The sequence below is a fragment of the Pseudomonas bubulae genome (assembly GCF_037023725.1).
GTDB classification, from domain to species: Bacteria; Pseudomonadota; Gammaproteobacteria; order Pseudomonadales; family Pseudomonadaceae; genus Aquipseudomonas; species Aquipseudomonas bubulae.
The window spans coordinates 1,173,420-1,191,968 of sequence record NZ_CP146077.1 but is presented as its reverse complement, the minus strand read 5'-3'; the positions used below and the strand labels follow the sequence as shown (position 1 = coordinate 1,191,968).

Annotated in this window: 16 protein-coding genes; 7 read left to right on the top strand and 9 right to left on the bottom strand. The window is 58.7% G+C overall.

Annotated features, from left to right (window positions below; translation table 11 throughout):
* Positions 1-115: 115 nt before the first annotated feature.
* The 3 genes from trpC to V6L81_RS05495 are packed head-to-tail and all read right to left on the bottom strand — an operon-like array spanning position 116 to position 2,601.
* Positions 116-952, bottom strand: coding sequence for an indole-3-glycerol phosphate synthase TrpC (gene trpC / locus V6L81_RS05505; RefSeq protein WP_095031838.1), 837 nt, complete (start codon positions 950-952; stop codon positions 116-118).
* Entirely contained in the window at positions 949-1,998 is a 1,050-nt protein-coding gene (gene trpD / locus V6L81_RS05500) for an anthranilate phosphoribosyltransferase (RefSeq protein WP_094999950.1), read from the bottom strand. The genes trpC and trpD overlap by 4 nt, the downstream gene beginning before the upstream one ends.
* 9 nt (positions 1,999-2,007) lie before the next feature.
* Entirely contained in the window at positions 2,008-2,601 is a 594-nt protein-coding gene (locus tag V6L81_RS05495) for an aminodeoxychorismate/anthranilate synthase component II (protein ID WP_094999949.1), read from the bottom strand.
* A 398-nt stretch (positions 2,602-2,999) separates the two neighbouring features.
* On the opposite strand from V6L81_RS05495, the gene estP reads away from it, so the two are divergent.
* Positions 3,000-4,931, top strand: a complete 1,932-nt coding sequence (gene estP / locus V6L81_RS05490; protein ID WP_338660529.1) for an esterase EstP — start codon at positions 3,000-3,002, stop codon at positions 4,929-4,931.
* Positions 4,932-4,984: 53 nt separating this feature from the next.
* Here estP and trpE read toward each other — a convergent pair whose 3' ends face one another.
* The 3 genes from trpE to rpe form a co-directional block, all read right to left on the bottom strand.
* Positions 4,985-6,466 carry an anthranilate synthase component I gene (gene trpE, locus V6L81_RS05485; RefSeq protein WP_095019503.1) on the bottom strand — a complete coding sequence of 494 codons (1,482 nt, stop codon included), beginning with the start codon at positions 6,464-6,466 and terminating at the stop codon, positions 4,985-4,987.
* Between the two features lie 70 nt (positions 6,467-6,536).
* Positions 6,537-7,355: a phosphoglycolate phosphatase gene (locus V6L81_RS05480; protein ID WP_094999946.1), complete on the bottom strand. Its 819-nt coding sequence runs from the start codon at positions 7,353-7,355 to the stop codon at positions 6,537-6,539.
* Positions 7,352-8,026, bottom strand: coding sequence for a ribulose-phosphate 3-epimerase (gene rpe, locus V6L81_RS05475; RefSeq protein WP_016782414.1), 675 nt, complete (start codon positions 8,024-8,026; stop codon positions 7,352-7,354). Before rpe ends, V6L81_RS05480 begins: the two co-directional genes overlap by 4 nt.
* A gap of 323 nt (positions 8,027-8,349) precedes the next feature.
* On the opposite strand from rpe, the gene V6L81_RS05470 reads away from it, so the two are divergent.
* Together V6L81_RS05470 and V6L81_RS05465 are read left to right on the top strand one after the other, a co-directional pair.
* Entirely contained in the window at positions 8,350-8,808 is a 459-nt protein-coding gene (locus V6L81_RS05470; protein WP_095020431.1) for an REP-associated tyrosine transposase, read from the top strand.
* A gap of 156 nt (positions 8,809-8,964) precedes the next feature.
* The gene (locus V6L81_RS05465; RefSeq protein WP_338660528.1) at positions 8,965-9,948 is read left to right on the top strand and encodes an alpha/beta hydrolase family protein; all 984 of its coding nucleotides are present in this window, start codon (positions 8,965-8,967) and stop codon (positions 9,946-9,948) included.
* Positions 9,949-9,954: 6 nt separating this feature from the next.
* Here V6L81_RS05465 and V6L81_RS05460 read toward each other — a convergent pair whose 3' ends face one another.
* From V6L81_RS05460 to V6L81_RS05450, 3 genes are read right to left on the bottom strand one after another with little or no spacing between them, the layout of a single operon-like run.
* Entirely contained in the window at positions 9,955-10,719 is a 765-nt protein-coding gene (locus V6L81_RS05460; RefSeq protein ID WP_094999942.1) for a DnaJ domain-containing protein, read from the bottom strand.
* A gap of 1 nt (position 10,720) precedes the next feature.
* Entirely contained in the window at positions 10,721-11,392 is a 672-nt protein-coding gene (gene murU / locus V6L81_RS05455; RefSeq protein WP_153327912.1) for an N-acetylmuramate alpha-1-phosphate uridylyltransferase MurU, read from the bottom strand.
* Positions 11,389-12,414 (bottom strand): aminoglycoside phosphotransferase family protein, encoded by a 1,026-nt coding sequence (locus V6L81_RS05450; RefSeq protein WP_094999940.1) that lies wholly within the window; start codon positions 12,412-12,414, stop codon positions 11,389-11,391. The genes murU and V6L81_RS05450 overlap by 4 nt, the downstream gene beginning before the upstream one ends.
* A gap of 131 nt (positions 12,415-12,545) precedes the next feature.
* Between V6L81_RS05450 and V6L81_RS05445 the strand changes: the two genes are divergently transcribed.
* Genes V6L81_RS05445 through rsmA form a run of 4 tightly spaced genes read left to right on the top strand, consistent with a single transcriptional unit; the run spans position 12,546 to position 18,439 of the window.
* On the top strand, positions 12,546-15,323 hold the full coding sequence (locus V6L81_RS05445) for an LPS-assembly protein LptD (RefSeq protein ID WP_338660527.1): 2,778 nt from the start codon (positions 12,546-12,548) through the stop codon (positions 15,321-15,323).
* Complete coding sequence (surA, locus tag V6L81_RS05440; RefSeq protein ID WP_338660526.1) at positions 15,298-16,638, top strand: peptidylprolyl isomerase SurA; 1,341 nt, start codon at positions 15,298-15,300, stop codon at positions 16,636-16,638. The genes V6L81_RS05445 and surA overlap by 26 nt, the downstream gene beginning before the upstream one ends.
* Positions 16,635-17,624, top strand: a complete 990-nt coding sequence (gene pdxA / locus V6L81_RS05435) for a 4-hydroxythreonine-4-phosphate dehydrogenase PdxA (protein ID WP_094999937.1) — start codon at positions 16,635-16,637, stop codon at positions 17,622-17,624. Before surA ends, pdxA begins: the two co-directional genes overlap by 4 nt.
* Positions 17,621-18,439, top strand: coding sequence for a 16S rRNA (adenine(1518)-N(6)/adenine(1519)-N(6))-dimethyltransferase RsmA (gene rsmA / locus V6L81_RS05430; protein WP_094999936.1), 819 nt, complete (start codon positions 17,621-17,623; stop codon positions 18,437-18,439). Before pdxA ends, rsmA begins: the two co-directional genes overlap by 4 nt.
* Positions 18,440-18,549: the final 110 nt, after the last annotated feature.

Genomic DNA, 18,549 nt, shown 5'->3' with positions numbered 1-18,549 from the left:
CAGACACTGAGCCCTTGTGGGAGCGGGCTTGCCCGCGATTCAGGCGCCGTGGCCTGACAGGCAAATCGCACTGATGCTATCGCGAGCAAGCCCGCTCCCACAGGGGGGGATTGGGTCAGTCCAGAGTCGAACCGGTTACCGCCACAGCACGCTCAGGGAAGAACAAGCGCTGCAGTTCATTGCCCGGGTTTTCGGCACGCATAAAGGCTTCGCCCACCAGGAACGAATACACTTCGCTGATTTCCATCAACTCCACATCCGCCCGGTTGAGAATGCCGCTTTCGGTAATCACCAAGCGGTCACGGGGAACGCGCGGCAACAGGTCCAGCGTGGTTTCCAGGCTGACTTCAAAGGTGTGCAGGTTGCGGTTGTTGATACCCACCAGCGGTGTGTCTAGGGTTTTAAGCGCACGTTCAAGCTCATCGCCATCATGCACTTCCACCAGCACATCCAGCCCGACGCTTTTGGCAACAGCCGCCAGCTCGGCCATTTTTACGTCGTCCAGGGCAGAGACTATCAACAGCACACAGTCGGCGCCCAACGCCCGGGCTTCGACGATCTGGTAAGGGTCGATCATGAAGTCCTTGCGGATAACCGGCAAAGTACTCGCGGCACGTGCCTGCTGCAGGTACGCATCGGCACCCTGGAAGTAGTCGATATCGGTCAGCACTGACAGGCAGGTAGCGCCACCTGCCTGATAGCTTTTAGCAATCTCGGCAGGCACGAAGTGCTCGCGAATCACACCCTTGCTCGGCGATGCCTTTTTGATTTCAGCAATCACCGCGGGCTGTTTTTTCCTGGCCTGCGCCAGCAAGGCACTGGCGAAACCACGAACAGGATCAGCCTGAGCGGCCAAACGCTCAAGTTCAGCCAGGCTTACCCGCGCACTGCGCTCGGCAACCTCCTGAACTTTACGCGCCAGAATATTTTCCAGAACGGTTGGCACACTCATGCTTCATTCTCCTGCTTGAAAATCGCGGTAAAGGCGCCGAGCTCTTCGAGCTTTTCCCGGGCCAGCCCGGTATGCAGCGCGTCGTGGGCCAATTCCACACCTTCTTTGAGTGTGTAGGCAAGGTCCGCGGCGTACAGAGCAGCACCTGCATTGAGTACAATCATTTCAGCCGCTTTCTGGCCTGCTTCGGTTTTGCGCCGCCCCAAGGCATCACGGATCAGCTCCAGCGATTGCTCCGGGCTGTCGACCACCAGGCCAAACAGGCTTTGGCTCTTGATGCCAAGGTCTTCAGGCTGAACCCAATACTCCTTGATTTCACCTTTATGCAATTCCGCTACAAAGGTCGGTGCTGCCAGGCTGAACTCATCCAGGCCATCCTGCGAGTGCACCACCAGCACGTGCTTGCTGCCCAGACGTTGCAACACTTCAGCCAGGGGCCGGCACAGCGCCTGGTTGAACACGCCGACCACTTGATGCAATACACCAGCCGGATTCGTAAGCGGGCCAAGCATATTGAACAGGGTACGCAGGCCAAGATCGCGACGAGGGATGGCCGCATGCTTCATGGCGCCATGATGGCATTGTGCGAACATAAAACCGATGCCCACGCTGTCAATGCAGCGGGCAACTTGAACCGGGGTCAGGTTCAGGTACACACCGGCCGCTTCCAGCAGGTCGGCACTGCCGCTTTTACCGGACACCGCGCGGTTGCCATGCTTGGCCACCGTGCAGCCAGCGGCCGAAATCACCAACGCCGAAGCGGTGGACACGTTGAAAATATTCGCGCCGTCGCCGCCGGTACCAACGATATCGACCACGCCGTCCAGGGTCTTGAGTTCAACCTTGTCTGCCAGCTCGCGCATCACGGTCACGGCACCGACGATTTCGTCGATGCTTTCGCTCTTCATGCGCATGCCCATCATGAACGCGCCAATCTGCGCCTCGGTGCATTGACCGGTCATGATGTCGCGCATCACATCACGCATTTCATCGGTGGTCAGGTCGAGGTGACCGACGATACGGTTCAGGGCTGTCTTGATATCCATTTGAAGTCCTTAGCGCGTGCCGCCGGTTTGTTTAAGAAAGTTGGCAAACAGTTCATGACCCTGTTCGGTCAGGATCGACTCAGGGTGAAACTGCACCCCTTCGATGTTCAGCGTCTTGTGGCGCAGGCCCATGATCTCGTCGACCGAGCCATCTTCAAGCTGGGTCCAGGCCGTCAGCTCCAGGCAATCCGGCAGGGTGTCGCGCTTGACCACCAACGAGTGGTAACGGGTTACGGTCAGCGGATTATTGAGGCCCTGGAACACTCCGGTATCGAGGTGATAAACCGGACTGGTCTTGCCGTGCATCACCTGGCGCGCGCGTACCACATCGCCGCCAAAGGCCTGGCCGATGGACTGATGGCCCAGGCACACGCCCAGGATCGGTAGTTTGCCCGCAAAGTGCTTGATGGCTTCAAGAGAGATGCCCGCCTCATTCGGCGTGCATGGACCGGGCGAGACCACAATGCGCTCGGGCTGGAGCGCTTCGATCTGGGCCACGGTCAACTCATCGTTGCGTACCACCTTGACCTCGGCACCCAACTCGCCGAGGTACTGCACAACGTTGTAAGTAAAAGAGTCGTAATTATCGATCATCAGCAACATGTTGCTAAACCTCTGAATTCACTGACATTCAAAACTGTTTTCAGAATGCATTACCCGCAGTTTCGATTGCTGGATTGAACACACCAACCGAGGGGTAGCCATTCAGGAAAACGCAGGGGGCAGGTCCGGCGAGGCCGGCAGAGAAATATTAGGCGCGCCAACGCCAACGGCCATGGGCCTTGAGAACTCGCATAAAGAGTTTGCTGATGATCAACACAGGAAGGGTCTCATTTCTACGTCATGGCACAGTAACGTAGCCTTGCAACAGGTGCAACACGGGGCAGCACATACGGGGAAAAACACCTGTTAAGTACTTTGTGACTTTGTTTTTCATGAAACATTTAATACAGATTGTCTTGCTAAGGTCTGTAACCCAAATAATAAAAACAGGTCGTCACATGCGCAGGTTTTCCCTACTTATCCCCCTGGCGGGATGTATCTTGTCCGTCGTCAGTGAACGAGCAGTTGCAGCACCCTCCCCGTACTCCACCATGATTGTGTTCGGCGACAGCCTGAGCGACTCGGGGCATTATCCAGGGGTAGGCAGTGGCATGCGTTTCACCAATCTCACCGGACCGACGTACAAGGAATACCGGGGTGAGGAATATGCTGGCGTTGCGCCCACTCGGCTGGGCATAAAACTGGGTATCGCACCCGCAGATCTGCGCCCGTCCACATCGCCGGGTAACTTTCTTACCGGGGAACCCGACGGCAACAACTGGGCGGTGGGCGGCTATCGCACAGACCAGATACTCAATTCCATCAAGACCGAGTCAAAGGTCGCCTTCCCGGATGACTGGGCCTTGGTAGGCGGCTACGTCCTGCGCAGCAAGCCTGGTTACCTTGTGCAGAACAGCTTCACGGCTGACCCCAAGGCGTTGTATTTCATTTCAGGTGGCGGCAATGACTTTCTCCAAGGCAAGGTCACCAACCCCGCCGAAGCAGGCCAAGCCGCACAAAGGCTGGCGGCAAGCGCCCACACCCTGCAACAGGCAGGGGCACGCTACATCATGGTCTGGCTGCTGCCCGATCTGGGCCTCACGCCAGCCGTTTACGGTACACCCACACAGGCTGGCACCAGCGCCCTGAGCGCTCTGTTCAATCATGAGCTAACCCAGCAACTGGCGCAGATTGACGCCGAGGTGATCCCCCTCAATATCCCGCTGCTGCTGCGTGAAGCCATCGCAGACCCCACCCGTTATGGCCTGGCACTGGGGCAGGACCTTGTCGCGACCTGTTTCAACGGCGAAGAGTGTACGGAAAACCCGCAGTACGGCCTCAACAGCGCAACCCCCAACCCGGCCAAACTGCTGTTCAACGACTCGGTACACCCCACCGAGACAGGACAACAGCTGATTGCCGACTATGCCTACTCATTGCTGGCCACCCCATGGGAGCTGACCTTGTTACCCGTCATGGCCCAAGGCTCGCTAAACGCCCATCAAGACCAACTGCGTCACCAATGGGCTGGCGATAACGGCCATTGGCAAGCCGTTGGCCAATGGAGACCCCTGCTCGCCGGTGGCGGGCAACGCCTGGAAATCGACAAGCAGGCCACGTCCGTGAGTGCCGATGGCAAAGGCTACAACCTGAGCATCGGCACCAGCTACAGGCTGGATGAAACCTGGCGATTTGGCGTTGCAGGCGGGTTTTACCGGCAACGCCTGGAGACCGGAGCCAATGAATCGGACTACAAGCTCAACAGCTATATGGGCAGCGTGTTTGCCCAATACCAGCACAATCACTGGTGGGGTGATGCCGCACTGACTTTGGGCAGGTTGGATTACGACAGCCTAAAGCGTAAATTCGCGCTTGGTGTAGGTGAAGGCATGGAGCAAGGCCAGGCCGACGGACATCTGCGGGCATTAAGTACACGCCTGGGGTATGAAATCGTACAGGCTGCAGACCTGTGGCAGCTGTCGCCTTTTATCAGTGCCGACTACTCGCGGGTGGAAGTTAACCGCTATGAAGAAAAGGGCCGACGTTCGACTGCATTGAACTACGAAGAGCAGACACTGGTTTCAAAGCGCCTGGGCGCGGGTTTGCTCGCCAGTTACCAGGCCACCCCACAGACTCTGCTGTTCGGCGAAGCCGCCCATGAGCATGAGTTCCAGAGCGATATCCAGCGCCTGAATACCGCGCTCAACAGCCTGCCCAACAATCGCTTCAAACTCGAAGGCTATACGCCGCCAAGCAACCTCGGGCGTATCAGCCTGGGGGCTAGCCACAGGCTGACCGCCGACCTCAGGCTGCAGGCGACTTATAACGTAAGGAAAAGTGATGGCGTGACGCAGCAGGGCGCCAATATCGGGCTAAGTCTGAATTACTAAAGCCTGTGGAAGGGAGCGGGCACGCTCGCTCCCACAAGGCCGGTTGCAGGTTTTTAATCCCGCGGGGTGTGCTCGGCCAGGGCCACGGCACGGAACATTGCTCGGCGCTTGTTCAGCGTTTCTTCCCATTCCAGGGCCGGGACCGAATCAGCAACAATGCCGCCACCGGCCTGCACATGCAGCTCTCCGTCCTTGATCACTGCAGTACGGATCGCAATCGCTGTATCCATATTGCCGTTCCAGGCGAAGTAACCCACAGCCCCGCCATACACACCGCGCTTGACCGGTTCCAGTTCGTCGATGATTTCCATCGCACGAATTTTCGGTGCGCCAGACAACGTACCCGCCGGCAGAATCGCCCGCAGTGCATCCATCGCTGTCAGCCCGCTTTTAAGCTGGCCGGTGACGTTGGACACAATGTGCATGACGTTGGAATAACGCTCGATCACCATTTTCTCGGTGAGCTTGACCGAACCGACTTCAGATACACGACCCGTGTCATTACGGCCCAGGTCGATCAGCATCAGGTGCTCGGCGATTTCCTTGTCATCACTGAGCAGGTCTTCTTCAAGCGCCAGATCAGCCTCTTCGGTTGCGCCACGCGGACGCGTGCCGGCAATCGGGCGTACGGTAATCAGATTGTCTTCAACCCGTACCAGCACTTCCGGCGAGCTGCCCACAACATGGAAGTCGCCAAAGTTGAAGAAGTACATATACGGCGTAGGGTTGAAGCAGCGCAGAGCGCGATACAGGTCGATGGGCGCAGCCTTGAAGTCGATGGACATTCGCTGCGAGGGCACTACCTGCATGCAATCGCCCGCAAGGATGTAGTCCTTGATGGTATCGACGGCTTTCTCGTAATCGCCCTGGGTGAAGCTGGAGCGAAACACCGGGTCAGCCGACTGCTGCGCTGTAAAGTCCAGGCCGCGACGCGGGGTGATCGGTTGACGCAGTTGTTCAAGCAGCGCCTCAAGCCGGGCCTGGCCTTCTTCATAAGCCTCAGGCTGAGCCGGGTCGACCAGCACAATCGCGTGCATCTTGCCCGCCAGGTTGTCGAACACCACCACGGCGTCCGATACCATCAGCAAAATATCCGGCACACCCAGAGGATCGGGGTTCGGGCACTTGCCCAGGCGTTTCTCCACATAACGTACGCAGTCATAGCCGAAATAGCCCACCAGGCCACCGTTGAAACGCGGTAAGCCGGCGATGGTCGGCACGTTGTAACGGGCCTTGAACTGCTCGACGAAGGTCAGTGGATCCTCAACCTCACAGGCTTCGATCTCGACACCGTCATGGGTCACGCTGACCTGATGATCATGCACACGCAACACAGTGCGGCATGGCAAGCCAATAATCGAATAACGCCCCCACTTCTCGCCGCCCTGCACCGACTCCAGCAAATAGGAGTTGGGCTGATCGGCCAGCTTCAGGTAGATCGACAACGGCGTGTCGAAGTCAGCCAGGGTTTCGCGTGCAAGGGGGATACGGTTATAGCCGGCAGCGGCCAAACGCAGGAATTCTTCGCGGATCATGAGGTGCCTCGTGGTCTGAGGGTAAAACGGTCAGGTATGCAAACGTGCCGACTGCGCGGCCAGATTCAAGTCAGGCGCGCCAACGCCAGCGGGCCAGGGCCTTGATGACTTTCATCCAGAGTTTGCGGGTGACCACCACGATGGAATCTCTTCGAGAGGGGGAAACAGAATTGCCCAACGTTATCTCAGGCGCAGATTCTAAGCAACCGGCTATCAGCTCTTGCAGGTTACCAATCACCATATCCGGTGACTCTTCTTCAATCGGGCGACCGTGGTTGTAGCCGTAACTCAGCGCTACGCAACGAACACCGGCAGCCTTGGCGGCCAGCACGTCATTTCGCGAATCGCCGACAAATATCGATTGCGCGGGAGTAGCGCCAGCCATTTTCATTACAAACAGTAAGGCAGCAGGGTCGGGTTTTGTCTGTGGCAGGGTGTCGCCACCGATAATCCAGCGGAAAAACCGCCCCAGTTTCAACTCATCCAGTAATGGCGCCACAAAGCGTTCGGGCTTGTTGGTGATCAGGGCCATTTCAACGCCCTGTTTTTGCAGCCACTTGAGGCTTTCGCGCACACCGGGGTAAACCTTGGTGTGTGCATGGCCACCGTCGTAGGCTTCCATGAAAATTTCCAGTGCCTGTTCGGCCTCTGTGTCATCAACACCACTGCCGTCCATATTCCCGGCCAGGGCACGGCGCACCAGCATGGGCGCGCCGTTACCGATCCACAGCCGTACGTTTTCAATCCCGGCGGGCGGACGACCGAGCTTGAGCAGCATGGCCTCCACGGCAACGGCCAAATCCGGTACCGAATCAATCAGGGTGCCATCCAGATCGAACATCACCAATTTTGGCAGCTGCCCCTGGAGTAGCTGCTCAAAGCGGCTCATGGGCGGGCCAACGCAAGCTCGGCACGCATTTTCTGAATCACTTCTTCATAGTTTGGCGTGTTGAAAATGGCGGAGCCGGCGACAAAGGTATCGGCACCGGCTTCAGCGATTTCACGGATATTGCCAACGTTTACGCCGCCGTCGATTTCCAGGCGAATCTCGCGACCGCTGGCATCGATCAGGGCACGGGCTTCGCGCAGTTTGTTGAGCGTGCCGGGAATGAATTTTTGCCCGCCAAAGCCCGGGTTCACGCTCATCAGCAAGATCATGTCGACCTTGTCCATCACGTACTTGAGCACATCCAGCGGGGTGGCCGGGTTGAACACCAGACCAGCCTTGCAGCCGCCTTCGCGGATCAGTTGCAGGGAGCGGTCGATGTGCTGGGTCGCTTCGGGGTGGAAGGTGATATAGGTGGCGCCGGCTTCGATAAAGTCGCCGATGATGCGATCGACCGGGCTGACCATCAGATGCGCATCAATCGGTGCGGTGACGCCGTACTTGCGCAGGGCGGCGCAGACCATCGGGCCGATGGTCAGGTTGGGTACGTAATGGTTGTCCATGACATCGAAGTGAACGATATCAGCACCCGCGGCGAGTACGTTGTCCACTTCTTCGCCGAGACGGGCGAAATCGGCGGAAAGAATCGATGGGGCAATAGCGAAGGGCTGCATGACGCACCTTTTAGTGGGCTAAACACGGTGGCGCGCATTGTATACCGCTGGCTATGTGCCGCACACCGTAGCAGCGATGATTGGCCATTTGTAGCAGCTGCCGAAGGAACGAGGCTGCGTTCGGTTGCGCAGCGACCGTAAACCCTCAACCCCGGTTTTAGATGACACACCGTGTTGCCTGTTTTTACGACGGCTTCGCCGCCGAACGCAGCCTCGTTCCTTCGGCAGCTGCTACGCAAAGTGCAATATCCGGTTAAGTGTTTACTTTGATACTTGCCGATGGCTGATCTAGCGTTAGAAAAAAACAGACCGAGGGCAAAGGATTGCCAATTTCAAACAACGCTTGTCACCTGCGCACAGGGCGCTACTCCGAACCCGGCCACATTTACCTGCTCACCGCCGTCACCGAGCTACGGCGACCCGTATTTACCGACTTCCATCTAGGCCGTCTTGTGGTGAACCAACTCCGGCATGCTCACGACGACGGCATCGTCAGGTCCATCGCCTGGGTGGTCATGCCTGACCACTGCCACTGGCTCGTAGAGTTACGTACCAAAACCCTGGGCGAGTTGATGTGCCGATTCAAGTCACGCAGCAGCATTACGGTCAATAAAGCATGCCGATCCAGTGAGCGAATCTGGCAAAGGGGCTATCACGACAGGGCTGTCAGACAGGAAGAGGACATTAAAAACATCGCCCGCTACATCATCAAAAACCCGATCCGCTCTCAACTGACCTCGCGGATCGGTGATTACCCCCTGTGGGATGCCTGCTGGATCTAGACCCGAGCCGTACGCATTTTCTCGCTACGCCCACGCAACCACAGCAGGAGCCGATAACTCACAGAGAGCAAAAACATTTCATCTCAACCGTCATACCCTGACAAATACTGATCAACCCATTACGCTGCCGGTACTACTTCTGGCCTGGAATAACCGATGTTTTCTTATCGTCTGGCACTACCGGCTTTGTGCCTGTCGCTGATATTGCCGTTCGCCCTGCCAGTGCTTGCAGCCGAGACCAAGCCCCAAGTCGAGCCAGAACCCGCAGTTCGCGCGCCCCTGCCCGAGCGCAGTCTGGAAGATGCGGCGGCCCTTGAGCGGCAATTGCCGCAACATGAGCAACAACAACTGCAAGCACCCAATGACAGTTTTCTCGCCCTGTGGAAGCCCGCAAACAGCAGCGCCCCCGAGGGTGCGGTCATCATCATCCCCGGAGCCGGTGAAACCGCTGACTGGCCACTGACCGTCAGCCCTCTGCGCAACAAGCTGCCGGACGCCAACTGGGCCAGCCTGAGCCTGAGTCTGCCGGACATGCAAAGCGAAGCCAGCCAGCCGCGCGAAGCCGAACCAGAGAAACCTCCTGCTGCAATTGCGACAGACAGTAGCAGCAAGGCAGCCACCACCACGGCCAAACCCATCGAGCAGGCCGCCAGTGACGGCACCGAAAGCACGGAACCCGAAGCGGCTCAAACCGGGCAAGACCTGGACAAGGCCGATGCCGAGCGCATCTTCGCCCGTATTGATGCAGCGATTGCCTTTGCCCAGCACCAGAACATGCGCACTATCGTTCTGCTCGGCCATGGTTCCGGGGCCTACTGGGCGTCGCGTTATATCAGTACCAAGCATCCTGCCCAGATCCAGAAACTGATCATGGTGTCTGCCCGCAAACCTGTGTTGGCAGAGCCGGACCTGAGCCAGTTGACCCCGGCCCTCAACGTGGCGCTGCTGGATATCTTCTATAAAGACCAACCCCTGGCCCGCGAAGCCGCCCTGCAAAGATTGCAGGCCAGCAAGCGAGCCAACGGGTCGAATTTCAAGCAGGTCGGATTGTTCGCCACCCCGGGCAACCGGGATGGTGAACAGGAGCAGTTGTTTCGCCGTGTACGCGGCTGGCTCAGCCCGCAACCTGTGGATAAGTAAACTGCGCTAAAAACCACGCCGTTCACGGATCGAGGCGTAGGCCTGGTGCAGTTCACGGGTTTTTTCCGTGGCCTCGCGCACCTGCGCCGGGCCCGCACCGCTGCCGGCAACCTTGTCCGGGTGATGACGACTGAGCAGGCGGCGATAGGCTCGCTTGATTTGCTCAGGATCACTGGCCTCGGTCACCCCCAGCAGAAGCAGCGCTTGCCGGTAGGTACCGCCACGGGTCGCCAGCGGTTTGGGCTGAGGCTCATGTTCGCCACCCAACACCAGAACCTGTTGGCGGGTCCAGCCCAGCCAGCCCCCCCAAAGCACTATCAGCTCACGTTCCTGGGGAGCCACCCGGCCATCGGCCAGGATCATTCGCCAGCAGGCACGCAATACACCTTCTGCCGCATGAGGCTGAGCCTTGAGCCGTTTCAGGTAACCGCGCAGCGAATCAGTACCGGATTTGCCACGGTTGAACGCGGCAATGGCACGCTTTTGCGCTGCAGGCTCCATATCGAGCTGACGCATTTCCAGCCGCGCCTGCTCGATATGCTTGCCCACCACCTGTCCGCCGCTTTTGGCCAGACGACCGAGCAACACAAACAACAACTCATCGTTGCGCAGCACCGGCCGGGCACCAAAACGCTCAAGCAGATCGGCCCAACTGTGCAGTTGCAAGCGCCGGTCGAGCGCCTGCCCCAGTAAAGCACCGAGCATGGCCCCCGGAATACTGGCTATGAAAAAGCCTGCTCCGGCTCCGATCAGAGTCCCTGGCCACAACATGCTAGCGCGCGTCCTTGATCAACGACTCGACCTCGGCCAGGCGCTCGTGCGTCCCTACATCCACCCAATGCCCTTGCAATCGCTCACCTGTCACTTGCCCTGCCGCCATGGCGTTACGTAATAGCGGTGCCAGTTTGAATGCACCCGCCGTACAGCCCCTGAACAGATCGGGGTGAAGCACGGCGATACCGCTGTAGGTCAGCGTATCGGCACCCGACATGCCATCTTGAACCTGTCCGCCGCTCAAGCTGAAATCACCGCTCGTGTGGTGTGCCGGGTTATCCACAAGAACCAGATGAGCCAGCCCGGTCAACGGCTGACGCAAGGCAGCAAACTCGTAATCGGTCCAGATATCACCGTTCACCACGGCAAAGGGTTCATCGCCAAGCAACGCCAGCGCCTGGAAAATTCCGCCACCGGTCTCTAGCGGTTCGCCTTCCGGGGAGTACTGGATGCTGACACCAAACTGCGAACCGTCGCCCAGATGATCTTCAATTTGCTGACCCAGCCAGGCATGGTTGATCACAATGTCGGTAAAACCTGCCGCGGCCAGCGCCCGCAAGTGGTACTCGATCAACGGCACGCCACCCACACGCACCAAGGGCTTTGGTGTATGCAGGGTCAGTGGCCGCAAGCGCTCGCCCTTACCGGCGGCCAGAATCATCGCTTTCATGCATCGACCTCGCTGACCAGCCCCAGGCTGCTGAACAACTCACCCAGCTCTGCCAGCTCGGGACGTCGCGCCAGCACAGCTTCTATATAAGAGAAGAAGCGCGGTACATCGGCCAGATAGCGTGGTTTACCATCGCGATGACAAATGCGGGCAAAAATGCCGATCACTTTCAAATGCCGCTGCACACCCATCAGGTCGCTGGCGCGCAAGAATTCTTCAAAATCGCGCTGCACCGGGATGCCCAACGGCAGCGCCAGCTTCCAGTAATCCTGCAGCCAGTTGCGCACACGCTCTTCAGGCCAGCTCAAGAAGGCGTCCTTGAACAGGCACGTAATGTCGTACGTCACCGGGCCATACACTGCGTCCTGGAAATCCAGCACCCCAGGATTGGGAATGCTGAGCATCAGGTTGCGCGGCATAAAGTCGCGGTGCACCAGCACTTTGGGCTGCGCCAGGGCACTGTCGATCAGCAGCGTACTGACTCGTTGCCAGACGGCCTGTTGCTGCTCATTGAAATCCACCCCCAGGTGAGCTCGCACGTACCACTCGGGGAACAGCTCCAGCTCGCGACGCAACAAGGCCACGTCATAGCTGGGCAAAGGCTCGGTCATCGGCAATTGCTGAAAGGCCAGCAAGGCTTCAATGGCATCCTTGAACAACTCGTCGGCGTTGCTGCTGTTGATCACGTCCAGGAAGGTCTTGTTGCCCAGATCGTTGAGCAATAGAAAGCCGCGATCAAGATCCTGAGCGTAAATTTTCGGTACGTTAATCAGGCAAGTTCGCAAAAAATCAGCAATATCGACGAAAGGTTTGCAGTTTTCCTGGGGCGGCGGCGCGTCCATGACAACAAAACTGCGGCCCTCGCCCTCCCAGCGAAAATAGCGTCTGAAGCTCGCATCGCTACTGGCAGCAGTCAACGTGGCCGGGGGCACAGCTCCCCAACCCTCATTCTCGAACACGGTTGCCAACTGCTCATCCAGCCAAACTTTCAGGTGTTGCAGGCGTACATCTTGGTCAGGCATTACAAGGGTCTCCGACGGCGCTAGCCGTCAAGCGGGTCATGCTTTATTATCCAGAATCTTTTCCAGACCATCGATAGGCGTGCGGTCCCCCACCGCGGGCTGATGGCACGCAGGAAGCCCGGACTAATAAGATGGCATTGAAATCCCCCGCGTTTCGTAAAAAATTTCCGTTGCTGGTAACCGGCAGTTTGCTGGCCATGCAACCTCTCGCCACGCCGTTCGCGTTTGCCGAGGAGCAGTATGACTGTTCCGTGTCGGCTACGGGGGGCTGGGATTGCGCACCAAAAACCAACGTGGCGCAACTGCCACCGCGTCCTGCGCACGGTGACGGGTCTGTGGGTGCCAGCGGTGAAACCAGCGAGCAGGCCAAACAGGCCCCGCTGGTCACCGAGGCCAAAGGCCGTGGGCTCAAGGCGCGCAGTGACGATTACAGTCACCTCGACTGGGTGCCCCGGGACAAGCTGACCGCTGCGCAGTTGGCCGAAACCGGCCCGTACTGCTCCGGTTCGTACGTAGAGCCCATCCGTCCGGGCATGAACGACCCCACCAGCAAAAGCGACGCCCCGACCTTTATCGGCGCCAAAGCCTCCCGCTATGAGCAGGAAGAGCAGGTTGCGACCCTGGCCGGTGACGTAGTCATGCGCCAGGGCAGCATGCAGATCGAAGCCGACGAAGCCAGCCTGTACCAGGCTGAAAGTCGTGGCGAACTCAACGGCAAGGTGCGCCTGCGTGACAACGGCGCACTGATCGTCGGCGACCACGCCGATGTGCAACTGGACACGGGTGCGGCCAAGGTCGACAACGCCGAATATGTGCTGCACAAGTCGCGCATCCGCGGCAGTGCGCTGTATGCCAAGCGTGCCGAAGACTCGATCATCCGCCTCAAGGATGGTACCTACACCACCTGCGAGCCAAACAGCAACGCCTGGCAGCTCAAGGGCAATAACATCACGTTGAACCCGGCCACCGGTTTCGGTACGGCCACCAACGTGACGCTGCGGGTCAAGGACATTCCGGTGTTCTACACCCCGTACATCTATTTCCCGATCGACGATCGCCGCCAGTCCGGTTTCCTGCCGCCGTCCTTCAGCAGCAGCACCGACACCGGCTTTATGCTCGTGACCCCGTACTACTTCAACCTGGCACCCAACTACGATGCCACGTTGTACCCGCGCTACATGACCAAGCGCGGCCTGTTGATGGAAGGCGAGTTCCGCTACCTGACCGAATCGAGCGAAGGCCAGTTCGGTGCCGCGTACCTCAACGACGACAACGACGACCGCAAGCGCCAGACCGACTACACCGACAAGCGCTACATGCTTAACTGGCAGCACAAGGGTGGTCTCGACTCCCGTGTACTGACCGAAGTCGACTACACCAAAATCAGCGATCCGTATTACTTCCAGGACCTGGAAAGTGACCAGATCGGCGTTGAAAGCCGTGACTACCTGAACCAGCAGGGCGCCGTCAGCTACCGTGGCGATGACTACACCGCCAAGCTGAACGTGCAGGCCTATCAACTGGCTACCGTTACCCAGATCACGCCTTACGACATGTTGCCGCAGCTCACCCTCAACGGGATGCTGCCAACTCACCCAGGTGGCCTGAACTTCGCCTACAACACCGAACTGGTGCGGTTTGATCGTGACCTAAAAACTGGCAGGTTCATTGATGAAAACGGCGGCCCTATAAATGCTGATGGAACTATCGGCACACCAAGACTAGACACCAACGTTGCAGGTCTAGCCCGTGCCAACGGTACGCGCATGAACCTTGCGCCAAATGTCAGCCTGCCGCTGAACTGGAGCTATGGTTTCCTGACGCCGTCCCTGAAGTACATGTACACCCAGTACGACTTGGATCTGGATGGCACTGGCAAAAAGTACATGACCGACAATGGTCAAAAATTCGACAGTACCGTCAACCGCAGCGTGCCAATCGCCAGCGTCGACAGCGGCCTGTACTTCGACCGCAACACCAACTGGTTCGGTACCAACTACCGCCAGACCCTCGAGCCGCGTGCGTTTTATCTGTATGTCCCAGAGAAAAATCAGGATGACATCCCGATCTTCGACACCAGCGAAACCACCTTCAGCTATTCCTCGCTGTGGCGTGACAACCGCTTTACCGGTACTGACCGTGTAGGCGACGAGAACAAGCTGTCGCTGGGTCTGACCAGCCGCCTGATCGAAGACAACGGCTTTGAGCGTCAACGCATCAGCGTGGGCCAGGCCTACTACTTCAAGGACCGCAAAGTTCAGTTACCGGGCATTGACGCAGACCGCAAGGATGCTACATCCAGCGTGTCCCCTTATGCCCTTGAATACGCCTATCGCTTCAACCGCGACTGGCGTGCGACTGCTGACTACAACTGGGATCCGGAAACCCGCAGCCCGCGCTCAGGCAGTGCGATGATGCACTACCAGCCTGAAGACAACCCGAACAAGGTGGTCAACGCAGGCTTCCGCTACCGCAACGACCAGGTGCGCTACGACCAGTACACCGGCAAGTGGACTGTGGGCGGTGGCGACTATCTGTCCCCGGGTGATCCTGGCTACATCAAGGATTACTACAAGATCAAGCAGCACGACTTCTCGGTTATCTGGCCGATCGTGCCGCAATGGAACGCCATCAGCCGCTGGCAGTACGACTACAACCGCAACCGTACCCTGGAAGCCTTCGGTGGCTTCGAGTACGACAACTGCTGCTGGAAGCTTCGTCTGATCAGCCGTTACTGGGTATCCAACGACGAGTACACCCAGGAAGCCCCTCAAAACGAGAAGGGCGACCATGGTCTCTTCCTCCAAGTTGTGCTGAAAGGTCTCGGTGGCGTTGTTGGCACCAAAGTAGAGAGCTTCCTCGACAAAGGCATCCAAGGTTATCGTGAACGTGAAGATCAAGCTTTCTGAGTGTCTGCGCCCGCTAATGCTGGGCGCGTTGTTCCTGGGTACTGCAGCCAACGCTGCAGTACAGCCCCTGGATAAAGTGGTGGCCATCGTCGACAACGACGTGATCATGCAGAGCCAACTGGACCAGCGTGTCCACGAAGTTCAGCAAACCATCGCCAAGCGTGGCCAGGGTGTACCGCCTGCCAGTGTTCTGGATCAGCAAGTGCTTGAGCGCCTGATCGTCGAAAACCTGCAACTGCAGATCGGCGAGCGTTCAGGCATTCGCATCACGGACGAAGAACTGAACCAGGCTATCGGCACCATTGCCCAGCGCAACAACATGACCATCGAGCAATTCCGTCAGGCCCTGGCCCACGACGGTCTGTCGTATGAAGATGCCCGTGAACAGGTGCGTCGCGAGATGATCATCAGCCGTGTGCGTCAACGCCGCGTGGCTGAGCGCATTCAGGTCACGGATCAGGAAGTGAAAAACTTCCTGGCCTCGGACCTGGGCAAATTGCAGATGTCCGAAGAGTTCCACCTGGCCAATATCCTGATCCCGACGCCTGAAAGCGCGAGCTCGGAAGCCATCCAGAACGCGGCCAAGCAAGCTGAAGAGGTCTACAACAAGCTCAAACAGGGCGCTGACTTTGCCCAAATGGCCATCGCCCGCTCCGGCAGCGACACGGCACTGGAAGGTGGCGACATGGGCTGGCGTAAAGCTGCTCAACTGCCTCCCCCTTTCGACCGCATGCTCAGTGAGATGCCTGTAGGCGACGTTACACCTCCAGTGCGCACGCCAGGCGGCTTCATCATCCTCAAGCTGAACGCGAAACGCGGCGGTGGATCAGTGGTGGTGGACGAAGTTCATGTCCGTCATATCCTGATCAAGCCAAGCGAAATTCGTACTGAAGCGCAAACCAAGGAACTGGCAGCCAAAATCTACGACCGCATTACGTCGGGCGAAGACTTTGCCACCTTGGCCAAGACTTACTCGGAAGACCCGGGCTCCGCCCTCAACGGCGGCGACCTGAACTGGGTTGACCCGAATTCGCTGGTGCCCGAGTTCCGCGAAGCCATGGCCGACACTCCGCAAGGTGTGCTGTCCAAGCCGTTCAAGACCCAATACGGCTGGCATGTTCTGGAAGTCCTTGGCCGTCGTGCCACTGACAGCACCACCCAGGCGCGCGAGCAACAGGCTATGAACGCTCTGCGTAACCGCAAATACGATGAAGAGCTGCAATCCTGGCTGCGTCAGATCCGCGACGAAGCCTATGTTGAAATCAAGCTGCCAGGCGCAACCGGTACTGACAGCGCAGGCCAGGCCGCGCAGTGAACACACAGCGTTTTGCCCTGACACCCGGCGAACCGGCAGGCATAGGTCCCGACCTGTGCCTGCTTCTCGCCTCGCAACACCAGCCACACCCCCTGATCGCCATCACCAGCTGCGACCTGCTCCTTGAGCGGGCCGCGCAGCTCGGTGTGGCTGTCAGCCTGCTACCGGTCGAGCCGGGCAACTGGCCCGATCAGCCGGCTCCGGCAGGCAGCCTGTACGTGTGGGACACCCCGTTGAACGCCACGGTTACCGCCGGCAAGCTGGACAAGGCCAACGCAGCCTTTGTGCTGCAAACCCTCACACGCGCCGCCCAGGGCTGCGTGGATGGCGACTTTGCCGGCATGATCACCGCCCCGGTGCACAAGGGCGTGATCAACGAAGCGGGCATCCCGTTCTCCGGGCATACCGAATTCCTCGCCGACCTGACCCATACACCGCAGGTCGTGATGATGCTTGCCACCCGCGGACTGCGCGTGGCACTGGTCACCACTCACCTGCCCCTGCGTCAGGTCAGCGATGCAATCACCCCCGAGCGACTGATGCGGGTCACCCGCATTCTGCACGCCGACCTAAAACAAAAATTTGGCATCGCCCGGCCGCGCATCCTGGTTTGCGGGCTCAACCCCCATGCAGGTGAAGGCGGCCATTTGGGCCACGAAGAAACAGACATCATCGAACCAACCCTGGAGCGCCTGCGCAGCGAGGGCATGGACCTGCGTGGCCCGCTGCCTGCCGACACTCTGTTTACCCCCAAATATCTGGAACACTGCGACGCAGTGCTGGCGATGTACCACGACCAAGGCCTGCCCGTACTCAAGTACAAAGGGTTTGGTGCCGCAGTCAACATCACCCTGGGCTTGCCGATTATCCGCACCTCTGTCGACCACGGCACCGCCCTGGATCTGGCGGGTAGTGGCAAGATCGATACCGGCAGCCTGCAAGTCGCCCTGGAAACCGCCTACCAGATGGCCGAGACCCGTATATGAACGAGCAATACCAACACAAGGCGCGCAAGCGCTTTGGTCAGAACTTCCTGCACGATGCCGGGGTTATCGACCGCATCCTGCGCGCCATCAACGCCAAGGCTGGCGAACGCCTGCTGGAAATCGGCCCGGGCCAGGGTGCCCTCACCGAAGGCATTCTCAACAGCGGTGGCCAGCTCGACGTTGTGGAGCTCGACAAGGATCTGGTGCCGATCCTCAACCGCCAGTTTGCCGGCATGAGCAACTTCACCCTGCACCAGGGTGATGCCCTGAAGTTCGACTTCAAGAGCCTCAATGCTGCCCCTCGCACCCTGCGCGTGGTTGGTAACCTGCCTTACAACATCTCCACGCCGCTGATTTTTCACCTGCTGAAAAACGCCGAGCTGATCCGCGACATGCACTTCATGCTGCAAAAAGAAGTGGTTGAGCGCATGGCCGCCGGGCCTGGCGGTGGTGATTGGGGTCGTCTGTCGATCATGGTTCAGTACCACTGCCGCGTCGAACACTTATTCAACGTAGGCCCGGGTGCATTCAACCCGCCGCCGAAAGTTGATTCAGCGATTGTCCGTCTGGTGCCCCACGAAGTGCTGCCGCATCCGGCCAAAGACCACCGCCTGCTTGAGCGCGTGGTTCGCGAAGCCTTCAACCAGCGCCGCAAGACCCTGCGCAACACCCTCAAAGCCTTGCTCAGCAACGCTGAAATCGAAGCCGCAGGCGTCGATGGCAGCAAACGCCCGGAGCAACTCGACCTGGCCGCCTTCGTGCGCCTGGCCGACAAGCTCAGCGAGCAACCGGTCGTGGCGCCCGCCGCCGACTGATCGCCGAGAAAAAACGGGTACCCGGCCAGACGCCACGTCTAGCCGGGTACCCGCTGTTTGGCCTAGACTCAGGCATCAGTTTTATCCCGAACTGTGTCTTCGCTTTCAAG